Source organism: Reichenbachiella sp. MALMAid0571 (assembly GCF_040151475.1).
GTDB lineage: Bacteria > Bacteroidota > Bacteroidia > Cytophagales > Cyclobacteriaceae > CAXBNB01.
In genome coordinates, this window is the sequence record NZ_JBDKWG010000148.1 from 109100 (window position 1) to 126785 (window position 17686).

Below are 17686 nucleotides of genomic sequence, written 5' to 3' on the forward strand. Positions count from 1 at the left end.
TTGGTGTTTATTTTAAGAGCTGGACTTTAGTAGCAGTCGGTCCTTTTTGTCCCATTTCTACTTCAAAGGTTACAAGGTTGTTTTCCTTGATATCCTCAAGCAGATTATTTGCATGTACAAATACACTCTCCTGAGTTTCTTTGTCCTTAATAAATCCGTAACCTTTAGAATCGTTGAAGAATGTAACAGTTCCTTTTCGAACCGGATCGTTAGCTTCTGTGTCATCTCGCCTGGGGATGTTGATTTCGATACTTTCCAGCTTAACAGCCTTTTTCTTGGTTGGATCAGGAGGAGTTGAACTGATCATTCCATTTTCATCGACATAGGCGATCATATCATCCAGATCTCCTGTTTTTTCAGTGTCTTTTTTTGCTAGCCTTTTTGCCTCTTTGTCCTTTCTCTTTTTTTCTTTTTTGTTTCTTACCTCTTTTTTATTGAATGTTTCTTGCGATCTCCCCATAAAATGTTTTTTGCTTTACTGATAAATATTTTTAGTGTTAATAATGCGCTCTGTTTGGATAAACAGTTATAAATTAAAAAGACTTAGCCTTATAAAAAGCCCTGAGTAGTAAATAAATCGAACCTGCTGATATTGGTCTTTGTAGTTTTGAATTCCGAACGGACTACATCGATTCAAGTGTCTAAACAAACTGAGATGCTACCAACTCTCAAATGCATATTGCATTATGCGGTATTCTTAGAAAGCTCAATCAAATTTTAAGATATGACGCAATTTAAAAATTAATATCCAGTCATTTAAGTTTTAAAAGAGATATTTTATAATTTGAGCGGTTTTATCCTCCAAAGCACCTTCCATCTCTTAAAATAGAGAATTTAAGAAAAGTATTTTCTCTATAAGAAATGATTCAATCAACCACAAATCACATCATTTAGAGGCAGAGCATATAAGCTACAAGAGCATTTTTTTCTTCTTTTGCCAGTTTTAGTTCCAAAACTATGTTGAAGAATTCTACAGCATCTGCAAGCGTTGGGCATCTGCCATCATGCAGATATGGAGGAGAATCTTTTATTCCTCTTAAAGGGAACGTTTTGATTGGGCCTTCTGGTCTTCCTTTGTAAAACCTCTCCACTTGTAAGTCATGCATATAGTCATCTACAAAAGCAGGCCCGTAGTGGCAAGATGAACATTGACCCTTGCCAAAGAAGATTTTTTCTCCAAGCAATTCTTGTTCTGTTGCTTTATCGGCATATAGTTTTCCCAGTGGGCTTAATTTGGGTGCAGGTGGAAAATCGAGAATCGAATTCATGTCGCCCATACGGTTGGTAACCTCACGTTTTTGTGATCTCGGACCGATAGACTGTTGCATACCAGGGTCTCCATCAAAGTATTCTTCCACCTCGGCAAAGTGATCCATACTCCTGATCGATCTTTTGCTGGAAAGTTGCATCAGGTTAAAGTTGCCTCGCATGGTAGGAGTTTCCATCCTAAGTCTGGCCAGGTTTGGACGTGAATCGGGAGCCAATTCTATTGCGCCATTAGTGTGCCCATTTACATGGCATGAAAAGCATGAAACCCCGGTACTAGGCTGTATAGTCACTCTGTGAGGAGTGTGGTTAAACCATGTAGTAGGAGTGGGTTTCAACAATTCTTTAAGGCCTTCCATTTGCTCTGCTGTCAGTAGCCCATTAAATATTTCATAGTAATTACTTAGTGTAACTTCCTTTCCTTTGGTTACATCTCCCAATTCTTTGTGTGTAGTTAAAAACATTGGTGGTGGAAATTCCGGAAGATACTCATCAGGGAAATCATGATCTACATCCATACGGATGTGTTCCGGATGTGCTTTATTCCAACTATCGGGAAAAACCATGTGTGCAATTGTTTGTAATGGATGCGCCAGTGGCTTGTAAGGAAATAAATCTTTTTCCCTGATCTCTTCTGGCTTTAGAGTAGATAGTGTTTCAAATGTTTTTACTTTCTTAGGGAGCTTAGCTACTGGCCCTGCCATGATAGGCTTTCGCCCTCCTGACATGAATTGACCTTCGATGGTTTTTTCATTGAAATCATACCTTGTAGCCATATACTCTCTCACGTCTGCCATCAGTTCAGGCTTTTGTTTCTTATGAAACTCTACCCACTCATCCCATGACATGGGAAGCTGAGGGCTTCCAAATGAGCTTTTACCTTTTCCGGCATATTCCCATAAATTAAAGGGAGTTCTTTCACCTTTTTTTAAATCCGGATATGCTTTTAAGCTATCAATATGGTTGCCACCTAGTCCATAATCAGGCTCTATATAGTTGGGTACTTCTGCCCCCGGGCTTTGGAGCATGTGCAAATTGTTGTCAACAACTTGAAATCCTACTGCTCCGACAAAGATTAAGAGGCTTAAACTCAGTAATAGTCTGTTTTTATTCATAAATTCTTGGTTTTATGTGATCGGGTTATGTTTGGTAATCAAAGATAAGTTAATTCAGGTTGATCTCTGTAGGCATTTTATGACTTCCTCCAAATCGGTAAGCAAAGGTGAAATTCAAAAGGTAATCTGCAAAAGCAGCATCGCCATGTGTATAGACTCCTGTTTCAATAGTTCTTTGTTTGTCTTCGTAGCTTTGTGTTCGATTCCTTTTTATTGCTATTGGTACGCTTAAATTGAAAGAGTAATTGTTCATATTGTAGCCTATTCCTGGCTCAATTGAGGTGGCATAGCCGGGTCTTCGATATCCTTCACTACTTCCTATCAAATCATCCGAAGAAACTCCTTCTATTCTACCTCCTAAATATACACTTACGCCATGAATTTTAGTATTGTAATAAGCACCTATTCGTGCAGCATATTGGTCAGGGCAGGAAAATTCACTACGGCCATTACGGGTGGCAATCCCATTCGTTTTTTGAAAGTTGGATAAATAGTATAGGTTGGTACTTATAATAAAATTATGTGACAAAGAATGATACCCCTGAATATCTACAGTAATGCCCACGCCCCCATCTCCGGGCTGGATAGATTGATCAACCACGGCTGTTCTGGATTCGTCTCTATTTTCTCCCTGATTGTAAAAAGTATCTTTATAGTCGTAGTTACCAGTAGGCAGTTTTAATCCCAAAGCAACTGCATAATTGAATTTCTTTTCTTTCTGAGGATCAACCAACCAATACCCTAAACCAAATCGAATATCTGACAATCCTTTTGAGGAAGTTTGATGTCTTTCTCCCAGGCCATTGGGTGGATTGCCTCCATGTTCATACATGGAAGAACGATCGTGATGAACGAATGGAATGATAATATTACCATATAGCCTATCTGTTATTCCATAGTTCAGGGATAAATCCAGAAAATAAGAACGATTGATTACTTCTGTTCCATCTTCAAGCCTGTTGGCTTCTTCCTCACTTCCTCTAAAGTGGCGAAATGACTTAAAGTATCTGATTCCGGCACCTGATAAAAATTCTCCTTTCGATAAGGTAAAACCACCTGCCATGTTACCGGAGCAGGAAGACATGCCTCTTATGGCTACACATCCTTGTGCAAGCACACTTTCGTATCCCAGAATGACAAGTAATGAAATAATTAGAGTTGTAAAGTATCTCATAGTTTATTTGGTTGATGATCAGCTTTCAATAGTAGCTTTTTATCTTACACAAAAAGAAAATAAAGGATGAATCCATTAACTTGGCTGATGAAACTAATGATAAACTTGATGAAATAATGGAGTGTTTAATCGTAGATGACGACCCTTTAATCTGTGACTTGTTGAATCACTTTTGTAGTAAGGTAGAGATGATTACCAGCGTAACCACTACCAACAGTGGGTTTGAATCTATCAATCTTATCAACCAAAAAAACTTTGGTCTTGTTTTACTGGATTATAATTTACCGGACATCACTGGCAAGGAGATACTCCAACTTGTAGGCCAGCATACAGCGGTCATAATGATTACAGCAAACAAGGATTTTGCCTCAGAGTCGTATGAATATGATCAAATTGTTGATTTTTTGGTGAAGCCAATAACCTTTGCAAGGTTTTTTAAGGGAATCCAAAAGGCACAAAAGTTTCTGAGTGGCAATGAGCAAAGTGAAAGCCAATTGTTTATTAAAGACGGAAACAAACTCGTCAAAGTAGATCTCAATGAAGTATTGTATATTAGATCAGCAGCTAATTATGTACAGTTGGTATTGGCAAAGAAAAAAATATTGACTTTAATGACACTTAAAGAGATAGAACAAAAACTTCCGGGCTATTTTCAGAAAGTGCACCGTTCTTATATAGTAAATGTGAATAAGATAGACACAATTGCTACAGGCGAACTCAAAATCAATGACGAAGAGATATCTATAAGTGATAGTTATGAAAAAGAACTGTTGAAGAAAATCAATTTGCTGAATTAGAAAGTTTTTCTACTCTAAAATAGCACAAACAATAGCTTAGTATATTTATGACATTTGTGAAAGATGTTATATCCAGGTCTTGAATTTTTTCAGGTAAAACCTCTGACAGTTTTGTCAGATTCATGCTTTTGATATGAGTAATAATTTTATGCATAATGGACTCCCACTCTTTCTGATTTTTTGATTGGTACACGGTTTCAATTTTGGAGATGTAATGGTTAAACTCATTATGAAGCATAGATAAGAAATTCTCTATTTTTTCCTTATTAAAATCGTATTGTTCATAGCTGGAAGTAAGGTTGGGTATATCGTATTCATTTTTTCCCAATAGCACAAATACATTATCCAGCAGATTATTTACATCGAAGGGTTTTTGTAAGAAAAACGGACTAATAGCGAACATTTGCTCCCTGTCAAAGGCGGATACTACTACGATAGGAATGAGTGGGTGTTTTTGTTTAATGCCATTTAAAGCTTTTTCTATCAATACATTGTCTATCATTAAATCGCTAATGATTAAGTCAGGAGCATGCTGCTGCAAAAGGTCAGCCACGTTCTCAATATTGTCTGTTTGGATCAGGTCTATATTTTTTATATTGAGAATATGATTTACCAGTTGACGGCCAGAGATGTCATCTTCTATATGCAGAATGGTATAAGTTGCCTGAAGTTGTGGTAAAGGCATTTCTTTATCAGGGGTACTTTTAGTGTTATCATTTGTTTCTGCTGCTACCAAGGGTAAGCTTACCTTAAATACCGATCCTTTTTCTTTTTGCGATTTTACATCGAGGGTTCCTCCAAAGAGGTCAGTCAACTGTTTTACTATTGACAAACCAAGTCCATAACCTGTATATCGATCAGATATTTCTTCTTTCTCTCTGTAAAAACGTTCTTTTATTTTTTCAATATTTTCTGGTGAAATACCGATTCCGGTATCAGATACGATTACTTCAAACTGGGAACCTGTATTTTTATTTACTTTTGCTATGAGGTTTATTTCACCTTTGTTTGTGTATTTTATGGCATTTACCACCAGATTAGTCACGATTTGGGTCAACCTTAAAGGGTCAGACAGATAGCTGTTGAGTTTAAAGTCATCTTCGGTTAATAATTCGAATTTCAGACTTTTGCGGATTGCCTCAAATTGATAACTGGTATGGATATCATGCAACAACTCATGGATGTTGCATGGCTGATACTTGACAATTACTTTTCCTTCTATCAACTTTTGATGATCCAGAATGTCATACATCAGTCCTTCCAGGTTTTTGGCACTTCTACTCAAAGAATCAATAATAGGAACCTGTTTAGGAGCAGGTTGGTTTTTATGGAGTAGCTGAGTGAGTCCCAGAATCGAATTGAGTGGTGTACGCAACTCATGGCTCATGTTTTGAAGGAATTTGTCACGTTCCTTGATCGCTTTGTGCTCCTTATCCAACGAAATTTTCAAATCTTCTACTTGTTGATCAATTTTAGATTTCATTTTGATGAAAGCCCTGGCAAGTACACCGATTTCATCTTTTCTTTTTTCGCTGAGAACAAGCTTTTTATCTATCGGTTTGCCTTCTTCATAGCTACTGATAGCTCTGGTGATCCGTGAAATTCTTTTTGAAAATATTTGAGTGAAAAGAAAAGACAGAATGAGTGCCAGTAAACATATTACCAATACAATTTTGAAACTTTTTTCTCTTACATTATGCGCACTTTGAAGTACGAGTCTTTCTTCAACTATAGACAGCAGATATATTTTTCTTTGCCCATAGAAATAGGACAATTCTTCCAGATGGTATAAATAATTTAATCCCTTGCCATCTTGCAACAGGTCAAACTCTTTCGATGCACTGTGCGTGACCTCCTGCATGTTTTTATTAAAATCCTTCTTGAAAGATTCCTCATTGTGGAGTTGTTTACCAAAACATTTTGCCATATTGGGAGCAAATAAATACTGATCATTTTCATCTGTAATGACCAGCTTTATATCAGTTTGCATGATTTGTTCCAACTCATCATAAAAACCGGAAACATCAACATTGATAACTAAAACATTTATCGGCGTACCTGTCTGATCAAAAATAAGGCTGGCAGCCCGAAGTGTGGGAGTAAAAGGGGAGCTAATAATGCCAAACTCTTCGTTTAGATTTATAGGCGAAAAATAAAACTCACCTTTTTTTGTATTGAGTGCTTCTTTAAAGTACTCTTTATCTCCTTTGTATTGTAGTTTTTCCTCTGCGATTTGAAATACCTGATTGTTTACTTTGTCGTATCGTACTACTTCTTTGCCATTGTCTGCTATGCTCAACAACCTGATTTGGAAGTAGGAAAGTTTATTTTTCAAAATTACTTCAAACATCTTCTGGAGGTTTTTTGCAGTTTTTTCAGAAGGTGATTGAACAAAGTTTTCAATCACAGGGTTTTCAGAAATTACAGCAATGTCATTGGATACTTCATCCAGTAATGCATAAAATGACTTCTTGGCGAGATTTGAAGTGTGTTTGATTCTTTCTTTGCTGTAATCGGAAATTACCGTAGAAGATTCAGTATAAACCAGATATCCTGAAACAAGAATGGCAAAAACGATCAGAGCCACAAAGAAAATCCCAAATCGAATGACAAAAGAATTCCAGAATTTCACTTTACCGTATTGCATCAATAGTGATTTGAAGGATGGTACAGTGAAAGTAGAAAAAATGATTGATAATATGATCTATTTGGTCACAATATCAATACTATGAAATTTTCAGAGAAGTCATACTTATGGATCCTCCTACCAGTTTATCATTAAAAAGGTTAAGGGATTCTCCTTTTTGTTGTAATCCTAAAGTGTATATCAATGGTAAAAAATGGTCAGGAGTTGGTATTGCTAATTGTACGGCACTATTTTGCTCCCGATAATTTACTAATGATTGGTAATCTCCATCTAGCAGTAGCTGGTTAAATTTTTGATGCGCTTCAATTGCCCAGTCATATCCATAATCTACTTTGTTGAGGTTGTGAAAATCGATCAATCTCAAATTGTGAATGATATTTCCACTACCGATAATTAAAACGCCCTTATTTCTGAGAGACCTTAACTGTCCAGCTAACTCATAATGATAACTTGCAGGTTTGGAATAGTCAATGCTCAATTGAATTACAGGAATATTTGCTTCAGGGTAGAGATGCTTGATCACACTCCATGCACCATGATCCAGGCCCCATTTGTCATCCAGTTCCACTTCGGTAGGCTGAAGAAGTTTTTGAGTCTCTTTTGCCAATTCGGGGTTGCCTTTTGTAGGATACTGAACATCAAACAATGCTTTTGGGAAACCACCGAAATCATGAATGGTTCGGGGTATTTCCATAGCGGTGATTTTGGTTCCTTTGATATACCAATGGGCAGATACACACAAAATAGCATTTGGTGTTGGTATTGATTTGGCTGCATTTCGAAACCCATTTACAAATTCATTTTCCTCTATGGCATTCATTGGGCTGCCATGCCCTAAAAACAACACAGGCATTTTCACTGATTTTGAAAATGAATCGGATACTTTATTTAAGTCGCTTAATGTATTCATACTTCCGGTAAAGGGTGTTAAGCCCAGTATTTTTAAAAATGTTTTTCGCTCCATAATTGTGTTAAACAAATGAGCCTTCCACTAAATGTAAATACAGTAACTCAAATTCAGGAATTTGGGTTACTGTATATAGTATTTTAAAGCGAAACGTGATTCTGATAACTTCAATTTGAAAAATAAAAAAAACGGAGAAGTTTCCCTCTTCGGTTTCATTTTATCAGGAAAGAGAGTACGTCTTAGATTGAGATCTGAAATTGCATAACTACCATGCCTTTTCTTTTACCGCCAGTATATTCATTGGCATTGGTTTGAAAGAATACCGGGCGACTCTGGTAATTGGCTGAAATTTTATACCTGTGTCCTTCAATCAGCCAATTGACACCAAAATCATACATCACCATAGCATCTTCAAACAATTCGAAATCAGAATATTGAAGAGATGCAAAGGGTTGAAGTGTTCCGGAATTACCTAGTAAATCTTTTGGAAACAAATATCCAACTTGACTGAAGATGGTATTACCCGTGCCAATCATAGGAAAGGCACTTCCTGCACCATTGAAGCTCCCTGCTCCATTTGTGCTATTGGCAGGGTTCATTGCGCCCACATTTCTTACGTAGTTTTTGCCGTAATCATTGTTACTGAATGCTACATAGGCAGTGACGGCATTACCCTTAGATTCATCTATTGGCATATCGTAGAACATGTCAATGGTAAATAATTTTAAATTAGTACGGACTATGTTTGTTACATTTTCCAAGTGCCATAGGGCATCAGGCTGAAACATGAAGCCTATACCTATATTGAAAATACTTTTTTTACCCAGATATGACCCTACTGCATATGGTGTTAGATTGGACTCTTCATCTTTAAACTGATATTTGAAATAGCCATGCCATTGCGCTTTTGCAGGTTCAGAGGAAAAGAGCGAATTTTCAGAAATGGTAGCATCCTGGGCACTTGATCTTTGCACAGACATAGGAGTAGAAACAGCCAAACGGTAATCCAATTTTGCAATTTGACCTTTGGCATAAATACTGAATTTTCGCACAAACTGATCGGTAATATCATTGGTAGCTTGTTGATACAGTGGAGCATCCAGAGATAAAATAGACCCTATAGAAGGGGAAGAATAACGGGAAACACCATTCCATCCTGTCAATCCACCTCCAATGGATAAATACTTGTCTGCTACTTTATATTCGCTTATGGCATCAAGAAAAAATAAACCTTGTTTTCTTGGAGATATATAATTGAGGTTGTTTTGGCCAAATTGAGTATAGACAAACACTTTATCAGAGAGTTGCCCGAATACCTGTATCCTCGTTCTTCTCAGTCCAATATCAAAAGTGCTGCTTTTTGGGGTATCGAAAACGGTAGTACCCGGGTTGCTCTGATTGTACCGTACCCAGACCTGATTTAAGAATGTGAATTTAACATAGTGTTGCCCATCTTCGCTTAAAGAAAACTTCAATTCCTTATTGGATTGAGCATGCAATGCAAATGGGAATAACAGACATACGATTAGAATTTTTTTTAAAACATTCATTCTCAATATTTTTTGTAAGTTAGAAATTGCTCTGATGGTGTCATTTCTTGCAAAAAAAGCAATTATTAGAGTTTTGTACAGAGATTTCTGAAAAAGCTTTTGTAGTGCCGCAAATTGATTGTGTTAGTTTTGATTCCAACACTTACAATTTAACAGACAGAACATCAGGAGTTACCACTTTTGGCAAAACGGGCTTATTTATCAAAACACATTTTAACTTGGATTTAATGATGAGTAGTCTATCTGATTAAAGATTATTGATAGGTGTTACTTTCAAGAAAACTGCATACATACTCTTTTACTCCTTCTTCCAATTTATGAAATTCTTTGTCATAGCCAATACTCCTTAGTTTGGACATGTTGGCTTCAGTGAAGTATTGGTATTTGTCCCGGATATCCTCGGGAGTATCTATAAATCCAATTTTTTCTGTAGTGTTGAGTGCAGAAAATACTGCTTTGACTAAGTCCAGAAATGTTCTGGCCTGCCCACTGCCTACATTATAAAGACCACTGTTTTTTCTGTGGTGCATCAGCCAGTAGCAGATATTTACTACATCATCTACATAAATGAAATCCCTCATTTGTTGCCCGTCCTTAAAGTCTGGATTGTGAGAACGGAAAAGCTTCATTCCTCCGGTTTTCTTTATTTGATTGTAGGCATGATAGACAACTGAAGCCATTCTTCCCTTATGGTATTCATTTGGCCCATATACATTGAAAAATTTAAGTCCAGCCCAGAAGAAAGGCTTTTTGTCTTGTTTTACAGCCCATTTGTCAAAATCATTTTTTGAATCTCCGTAGGGATTAAGTGGTTTCAGATCAAAAATCACTTCTTCATTGTCGTCATAACCCTTGTCGCCAATACCATAAGTAGCAGCAGAGGATGCATAAACAAGTGGAATCTGGTATTCAATGCATTTCAGCCATACCATTTTGGAATAGCTGGTGTTGAGTTTATCTAAAAGGTCTCTATCAAATTCAGTGGTATCAGTACGTGCCCCCAGGTGGAATATAAATTCTACTTCATGTTGGTTTTGGTCTAACCAGGACTCAAATTTCTCTCTATCTATTTTTTTCTGAACCTTTTTACCTTCCAGGTTTTTGTTTTTCTCAGGGGTATCAAATTTATCAACGGCAATTATTGAATTGAAATTTTCTTCATTAAGTTTTGAAATCAAACAACTTCCAATAAAGCCGGCGGCACCTGTTACTACAATCATATTCTTCAATTTTGTTCAAATTTATATGTAATCAATCAACCTTCATAGAATATAGAGAGTCAATTGTGAATTTGCCTATCTCATGAGTTATTATATTTGCATAAAATTCAACAGATGGTATTTGTAAGTAGAAGAGAGCATTTCAACGCTGCACACAGGCTTTATAACCCACAGTGGTCGGATCAGAAAAACGAAGAGGTTTTTGGTCGATGTGCTAATGTAAACTGGCATGGACATAATTTTGAATTGATTGTCACTGTAAAGGGGAATCCTGATCCGGATACTGGTTTTGTTTTTGATATGAAGAAAATGGGTGACCTGGTAAAGGAATTTATTATTGAAAAAGTAGATCATAAAAACCTCAATGTTGATGTGCCTTTTATGGAAGGTAAGTTGGCTAGTTGTGAGAATTTAATCATAGAGTTTTGGAAGATTTTAGCACCTAAAATCAAAGAAGTACGCCCTGACTCTGCTTTGCATTCCCTTAAGCTATATGAAACTCCGAATAACTTTGTAGAATATTTTGGGTAAGGCATTTGTAATATGAAATACTACCTAATAGCAGGCGAACGCTCGGGGGATCTTCATGGATCCAATCTGATAAAAAGTTTAAAAAAATTGGACTTCAATGCTGAATTTAAAGGGATTGGCGGAGATCAGATGAAAGAATCCGGAATGGATGTGAAAATTCCATATACCAAAATGGCCTTCATGGGATTTTGGGAAGTACTGGTCAACTTACGTACGATCACAAAGTACCTGAAGTCAACAAAATCAGACATTGTTGAATATAATCCTGATGTTGTTATTTTGATAGACTACCCAGGTTTCAATATGCGTGTAGCCAAGTTTGTGCATGCAGCCGGATTCAAGGTTTACTATTATATTTCACCTAAAATATGGGCTTGGAATACAAAAAGAGCTTATAAGATAAAGAAATGGGTGAACAAGATGTTTACTATTCTTCCTTTTGAAACAGCTTTTTACAAAAACTTTGGGATTGAAGTGGATTATGTCGGAAATCCGGTTATGGATGCTGTTAAAAATTATAATTTCGATCTTGACTTTACTGTTAAAAATGGAATTGATCCATCTAAGACCATATCAGTATTGCCCGGTAGCAGGTGGCAGGAAGTACAGTCTTTTATGGTACAGATTGTAGCTATAGCCAAAGTTTTGCCTGAGTATGATTTCACAGTTTCCAGAGTGGATAATTTACCTGAGGAACTTTATACACCTGTTTATGGGATTGACAACATCAAACTAATAGTCGGAAATACATATGACTTGGTTAAAAATAGTAAAGCTTCCATCGTTACTTCAGGTACCGCTACTTTGGAAACGGCCGTTTTGAATGTTCCAGAAGTGGTGTGCTACAAGACAAGTCCTGTTTCTTATTTTATAGCAAAAAGGTTAATAAAAGTTCCCTATATTTCTTTGGTTAACCTCATAATGGATCGGGAAATTGTGAAGGAGCTTATTCAGGATGATTTGAATACCTCAAATCTTAAGGCTGAATTAGAACGAATTATTTCCAACTCCACAGTAAGGTCTAAAATGCTGTTTGAGTACGATGAATTGCGAAGTGCGCTTGGAAACGAAGAGGTATCTGCTTTGGCAGCTGGTAAGATGTATGCTTACCTGACTGCCAGGGCAGATAAAACTTAGTTGCCTGATTCTGTTTCGATTTCAGGTGTTGTGTCCTGAGATTCCTGTTTATTGCTTTTGGCTTTCTTAACTTTATCTTTTCTGCCAAATAAGAAGTTAATTCCAAACCTCACATCGGAAGATTGCCAACTGGTAGCATCTGCATACCCGATGAAATCGTCAACCATAGTGTAAAGTTGGAAAAATCCGAACCGGGCGGCAAAACCACCACCAATTACAGGAGATTGATGAGGCTTTTTGGCAATAGTTGTTGATAAGGTCAGGATTTTCCCAAATTGGTGTGTATAACCTATTCCGAAAGCAGTATTAGGTTTTCCTAGAATGAAATTATTAGAAATAGTAGCAGACACCATACCTCTGGGAAACACTTGATAGGTGCCTCCGATAAAAGTTCTGGTGCTCAACTTTGAGGAATATGAATCAGAAGTTTCTACTTGGTCAAACTTATTTTTGAGAGAATCTTCTAAGGCATCAGTTACATCATTGTCATCTAGTAGCTTCAGATCAAGCCCACCGAAATCTATTTCAGTGTTATTAGCAGTATAATTTACTACTTCTTCTTTCCAGGTAATACCTCCAATATCGTTTATAGCGAATGAAAGGTTGATTTTGTCATTTAATTCAAGTTCTCCACCTAAATCAAAACCAAGTCCTTTGTTTGAATTGCCCATGATGTAAGTATCAATATCATCTTCATCTACTTCTAATCCAGCTGTATGAATTACAGGAGCATCGACTGCTATGTTGAGGTGGTAGTTGTCTTCTTGTGTGTCTATACTTACAGAAAAGTCATCTGCTGTTTTAATGTTGCTGATGCCTTGTAGCAGTTTTATGCGAGCACCTACTCTCAGTTTCCTAGATCCCAATACTTCCAATTGATGCGCATACCCAACTCCTATTTCTCTGAAATAGGTAGCGTTAACTTTGGCTTCATCTTCTATCAATTTTTTACCAACATAATCTCCACTTCCTCTCCATGCATATTCCAGCAAGTTTACGGGATAAGACATTCCTGCAAAGGCTCTTTCATTGGCGAAGAATGTAATGGCTCCATAATCTTTTAATCTAACACCAACCTGTAGTAATGAAATAGTAGTACTGAAATTCAGGTTGTTGCCTTTCTTTAATTTTGACAGCAAGTTGTCAATATCCAGTTTGACGGAATCTTCCCCAGGTACGTCAACAATCACATCATTATAGGAAAAACTGTTGTTTAGGCTAAGGTTGATGCCTGATATAGCAGGTAAAGAAACATACACCTTGGAATCCGGAAAAAACGAAGGATTCAGATGATTGGCTTGAGGAGTGGCCTTTCCCATGTGGTAAAAGGTCAGGTCGTTTTGTGCTTTGGTAGTAAATGCCAGTAACACTGTAATGAACAATACTATATATATTTTCATTTGTTTATTTTTTTATTGGGGGAATTCTAATTGTTTAGATTTTGAATTCACTTAGGTTGATCAATCGTTTAAGTCAATAGTAGTGGTGATTTCACCTGAAAGGGACAAATCAAACGTGAGTTGATAGTCTGAAAATATTTTCACGAATGTGTCATTTTCAGCATCAAATGAAGAAGCATGTACGACAGCCAGTATTTTACTGCCGTTGATGAAAGCATCGATACCTTCTCTTGACAAGGTAATGTCTGTAGTACTTTGAGCTGGTGTACTCACCCTGCCATCGGCATCTACAACCGGAGATTTTAATACTATCTGATTAAGGATTTCATGAAGTAATGTTCCATTGGTATCCAAAATTTGTAAATCTACAGATCCGTTTAATGGCAATTCGTTGGTGGATATTACCCGAATGGTTAAAGATTCAGCATCATCCAAATCGATATCATCTATATCAAAATCTATTTCTGTACTAAAGTCCTGCATTTTTACATCCAATGGAATTTCAACAGTAGCAGCTACTTCAATGGAACTCTGATCTATGAGGAAATTATTGAAAAGTGGTCCCGGAGACCCGTCAGGGTTAGTTGTTCCATTGATTGGCACACTGATATTGGTAGGTGTCATGTTTAACAAATCCTGAATATTGCTATTGGCTCTTGATATTTCTATTTGGGTGTTTGCTGTTTCACCTGCTTTGGTAGGAGCGTTGATCTCAATGCCGTCATCAACTATTGACCCTTGCAGTACAACAGAGTTACCATTGTTGTCACGGGCAGTCATGCCTGAAAGATCAAGCTTAATAGGAATACCATACTCATTGGTAATTTCAAACTTAACTTTAGGGTCGTTTAATGCAAGACCAGTACTGCTAAAGTCTTCAAAAAAATCAAGGTCTATAGATTGATTTTGAAGAGTGACCTCTGTCAGGCCAAAATCACCGAATATTTGCGATATTTCTATTTCTGAAATTACTATTTTGATGTCTAAATTGTCAGACGCTTTGGTTCTTGCTCCTACGGGAATATTAATATTACCTTCTAATACAAATTCAAACTCATTTTTACCATTGTTGCTGTTCAATACTGTTTTGAAGTTGGATAACGAGGTTTGATTCAGATCAGTAATATTTTCTCTAACAGTTGAAGAAATACTAAAATCATCTACACTGTTAATATTTTTAGTGCCTACTGTTGTAGCGATATAGTCAACAGTCCCTTCAAAGGTTGATGTCACTTCTATTGAAAGCATACCTGAGAGGTAAAAGAGTGAATCGATTAAATCTCCACCGGTTTCTTCAGGAAACTCCAGTGTGAAGGTGGTTTTAGGTATTGGTATTGTAGTTGATACGGGACTGGGCTCTGAGTCAATTAACCCAAGGTTGTAATTGATGTTGTTCTCAATACGACCAAAGCTAACAAAGTCTGAAGAAATCTGGAATGATGAATTGTCTCGGTAAATAATACTCAATGAAAGGTCATCCTTTTCATTTATTTCAACTTCCTGATCATCAATATCTTCAATGAGTTCTTTCACAGTGTATGAAGCACTTCCAATTGGTATAGCTACACTTGGTGAATAGGTAAGGTCTTTAAGGTTGTCAATTTCTAAATCTCCCAAATTACACCCATATAGAAATAGGGTAAGAATGGTTAGTTGGATAAGTTTCCGCATACTAAATTATTTTAGTGACACATAGATAGGCAGGTTATTCCATCAATTTGAATGAAGCAAGATGCCGGTTTTTTGAAATCAAAAAAATCAGTTAATTATTTATCTTTTTTGATTTCAAAAAAAGATTTTAGACTGACTATTGCGCACATTGTTGGGGTAAATGCTGATAAATTTAATGTAATTATTGGGAATGGAATGACTCTAAACTATAATTATTTTATTCTGGATGTTTCGTAAGAAATATAGGTACGGTTAAACCTGTGGATGCAAATGGGGATATTAATTATTTGACTTTACTGAGAAAATCAATTTGCTAGAATTATCGCCATTCCAGGTATATATTTTTTTGATGCCACTTAAGATATTATTGTTCTACTTCAACTATCATTTCAATCTCTACTGCAATATTTCCGGGTAGTGAACCCATACCAACGGCAGCTCGGGCGTGTTTGCCTTTGTCACCAAAAACTTCAACCATTAAATCTGAGTAGCCATTGACAACTTTTGGGTGCTCGGTAAAATCCGGTGCAGCGTTTACCATTCCCAATACTTTTACTATCTTTTTCACTTTATTTAGGTTACCCAATTCTGCTTTTAATACAGAGAGTTGATTTATAGCTGTGATACGAGCAGCTTCATAGCCTTGTTCTATGCTTAAATCTGCTCCTACTTTTCCTGTGATGTTTTCACCATTTTGCTGAAGTGGCCCTTTGCCAGCCATAAAAATAAGATTACCCACTCTAACGGCATTCACGTAATTGGCTACTGGTGCAGAAGGGTCACTGAGTTCTATTCCTAGTATTTTCAGTTTTGCTTCAGGGTCGTAATCTGAAAAAGACTCTTCTGTAACTGTAGGTTTGTTTTCATCTTTTTGAATTGAAGAACAGGAAACGATATATAAGGATAGAAATAAAACGCCTGGGATTTTGTTTTTCATTGTCAAATAAATTGGTCGAGGTGACAGTTTTTTACTTATTTAATAGCACAAAGTTGGTGTTTTCTCTATTAGAAGAAACCCCTGACCTTGTGCTATTTTTTTCAGTCTATGGATTGAACTATGCATTGGCCAATATTTCTGCCACTCTTTTGGCCACTATTCTTTCTTGCCCTGGCTCCATCATCCAGGTAGTTATTCCTATGTGGTCACTTCCGCCTACTGTTTCAATTGAGGGGTGTCCATCTTTTAGTTTTTTGCGTGCATCATTTGCACTGATCTTAACTATATTCTCATCCCATTTGATTCTTAAAGAGGGCACATGATTGGCATATGGAGGCACATATATTTCAGTCTCAACACCTTTAACCGACTTTGCACTGTCGCTGATAAGTTTGATTTGAGCTTCCCACATTTTCCATTCTTTATCATGGTCTTTTGCCAGATACATTTCAAGAGCCACCAACATTCCCAGTACTTCTTCTTTATTTACTTTCATGCCTCTTCCGATGGTGGTGCCACGTGGTGGAGTATGCAATCTTGCTGCTTCGATGTATTTTCTTTTACCCAAAAGCAACCCGGCACTTTGTGGTCCCCTGATTCCTTTTCCTCCGGAAAAAGCAACCAGGTCAAATCCCATTTTTGTGAATTTGAAAAGATTTTCAACCGGAGGAACATCTGCAGCACAGTCAATGAATGTGGGAATACCATGTTTTTTGCCCAATGCTATAAATTCTTCGTGTTTAATCTCACCATTGTCTGTGTTTGCATTAAGAAACCACAGCATAGCTGTTTTATCATTGATTGCTTTTTCCAGCGCTTTGGTATTTTTTACACTAATAATTTTGGCTCCTGCATTTAACAATGCATGTGTATATCCTATGCTGTGTCCGTCTTGAATAATAACTTCATGTTTCAAACCAGTCACATCTGGAAGCTGAGCCACCTTTTGATTATCCATTCCGGCAATCACACCTGCAACTCCTATAGTCATTGCCCCGAATGCTCCGGAAGATACTGTTGCATATTCGCATTCGAGCAGGGAAGCAATGCGCTCTCCAACCTTGTCATGTAATTCATCAAGGTTAACGTATTCCGTAGCACCATAAGTAATGGCTGATGTTACTTCATCTCTCATAAGAGACCCAGTCATTGAAGTATAAGTACCGGCAGCATTAATGAAGGTTCTTAAACCTAATTCTTTGAAGAAATCTCTTGATGTTGTTTTGGCTACCGTTTCACCCGCCAATTGAGTTGTGATGAGCCCACTGCCCATCAGTCCACCTAAAACAGGAAGACTCGACATTCTTTTTAATAATTTTCTTCTACTAAGCATG

The 17686-nt window shown here is 37.0% G+C and carries 14 protein-coding genes; 3 read left to right on the top strand and 11 right to left on the bottom strand.

Annotated elements, in window-relative coordinates:
• Positions 1 to 7: 7 nt before the first annotated feature.
• The 3 genes from AAOP42_RS20525 to AAOP42_RS20535 form a co-directional block, all read right to left on the bottom strand.
• Positions 8 to 460, bottom strand: coding sequence for a cold-shock protein (locus AAOP42_RS20525; protein ID WP_349530462.1), 453 nt, complete (start codon positions 458 to 460; stop codon positions 8 to 10).
• 430 nt (positions 461 to 890) lie between these two features.
• Positions 891 to 2381, bottom strand: coding sequence for a cytochrome C (locus AAOP42_RS20530; protein ID WP_349530463.1), 1491 nt, complete (start codon positions 2379 to 2381; stop codon positions 891 to 893).
• Between the two features lie 49 nt (positions 2382 to 2430).
• Complete coding sequence (locus tag AAOP42_RS20535; protein ID WP_349530464.1) at positions 2431 to 3555, bottom strand: transporter; 1125 nt, start codon at positions 3553 to 3555, stop codon at positions 2431 to 2433.
• Positions 3556 to 3671: 116 nt separating this feature from the next.
• Here AAOP42_RS20535 and AAOP42_RS20540 point away from each other — a divergent pair, with 116 nt between their 5' ends.
• Positions 3672 to 4352, top strand: coding sequence for a LytR/AlgR family response regulator transcription factor (locus tag AAOP42_RS20540; protein ID WP_349530465.1), 681 nt, complete (start codon positions 3672 to 3674; stop codon positions 4350 to 4352).
• Here the strand turns inward: AAOP42_RS20540 and AAOP42_RS20545 are convergent.
• The 4 genes from AAOP42_RS20545 to rfaD all read right to left on the bottom strand — a co-directional run bounded on the left by AAOP42_RS20545 (position 4336) and on the right by rfaD (position 10676).
• A complete protein-coding gene (locus tag AAOP42_RS20545; protein WP_349530466.1) occupies positions 4336 to 6999 on the bottom strand; it encodes a hybrid sensor histidine kinase/response regulator in 2664 nt (887 codons plus the stop codon). The two genes, AAOP42_RS20540 and AAOP42_RS20545, sit on opposite strands and share 17 nt — an antisense overlap.
• A 79-nt stretch (positions 7000 to 7078) precedes the next feature.
• The gene (gene ygiD, locus AAOP42_RS20550) at positions 7079 to 7963 is read right to left on the bottom strand and encodes a 4,5-DOPA-extradiol-dioxygenase (RefSeq protein WP_349530467.1); all 885 of its coding nucleotides are present in this window, start codon (positions 7961 to 7963) and stop codon (positions 7079 to 7081) included.
• 182 nt (positions 7964 to 8145) lie between these two features.
• Complete coding sequence (locus tag AAOP42_RS20555; protein ID WP_349530468.1) at positions 8146 to 9456, bottom strand: hypothetical protein; 1311 nt, start codon at positions 9454 to 9456, stop codon at positions 8146 to 8148.
• A 254-nt stretch (positions 9457 to 9710) separates the two neighbouring features.
• Entirely contained in the window at positions 9711 to 10676 is a 966-nt protein-coding gene (gene rfaD, locus AAOP42_RS20560) for an ADP-glyceromanno-heptose 6-epimerase (RefSeq protein WP_349530469.1), read from the bottom strand.
• Positions 10677 to 10790: 114 nt separating this feature from the next.
• Between rfaD and AAOP42_RS20565 the strand changes: the two genes are divergently transcribed.
• Positions 10791 to 11207, top strand: a complete 417-nt coding sequence (locus tag AAOP42_RS20565) for a 6-pyruvoyl trahydropterin synthase family protein (protein WP_349530470.1) — start codon at positions 10791 to 10793, stop codon at positions 11205 to 11207.
• 12 nt (positions 11208 to 11219) lie between these two features.
• Entirely contained in the window at positions 11220 to 12344 is a 1125-nt protein-coding gene (gene lpxB / locus AAOP42_RS20570; protein ID WP_349530471.1) for a lipid-A-disaccharide synthase, read from the top strand.
• On the opposite strand, the gene AAOP42_RS20575 is transcribed toward lpxB, so the two are convergent.
• The 4 genes from AAOP42_RS20575 to AAOP42_RS20590 all read right to left on the bottom strand — a co-directional run bounded on the left by AAOP42_RS20575 (position 12341) and on the right by AAOP42_RS20590 (position 17685).
• Complete coding sequence (locus AAOP42_RS20575) at positions 12341 to 13744, bottom strand: DUF5723 family protein (protein ID WP_349530472.1); 1404 nt, start codon at positions 13742 to 13744, stop codon at positions 12341 to 12343. The genes lpxB and AAOP42_RS20575 overlap by 4 nt on opposite strands.
• Before the next feature lie 60 nt (positions 13745 to 13804).
• A complete protein-coding gene (locus tag AAOP42_RS20580; protein WP_349530473.1) occupies positions 13805 to 15415 on the bottom strand; it encodes a hypothetical protein in 1611 nt (536 codons plus the stop codon).
• Between the two features lie 364 nt (positions 15416 to 15779).
• The gene (locus tag AAOP42_RS20585) at positions 15780 to 16352 is read right to left on the bottom strand and encodes a RidA family protein (RefSeq protein WP_349530474.1); all 573 of its coding nucleotides are present in this window, start codon (positions 16350 to 16352) and stop codon (positions 15780 to 15782) included.
• 118 nt (positions 16353 to 16470) lie between these two features.
• On the bottom strand, positions 16471 to 17685 hold the full coding sequence (locus AAOP42_RS20590) for a selenocysteine synthase (RefSeq protein ID WP_349530475.1): 1215 nt from the start codon (positions 17683 to 17685) through the stop codon (positions 16471 to 16473).
• Position 17686: the final 1 nt, after the last annotated feature.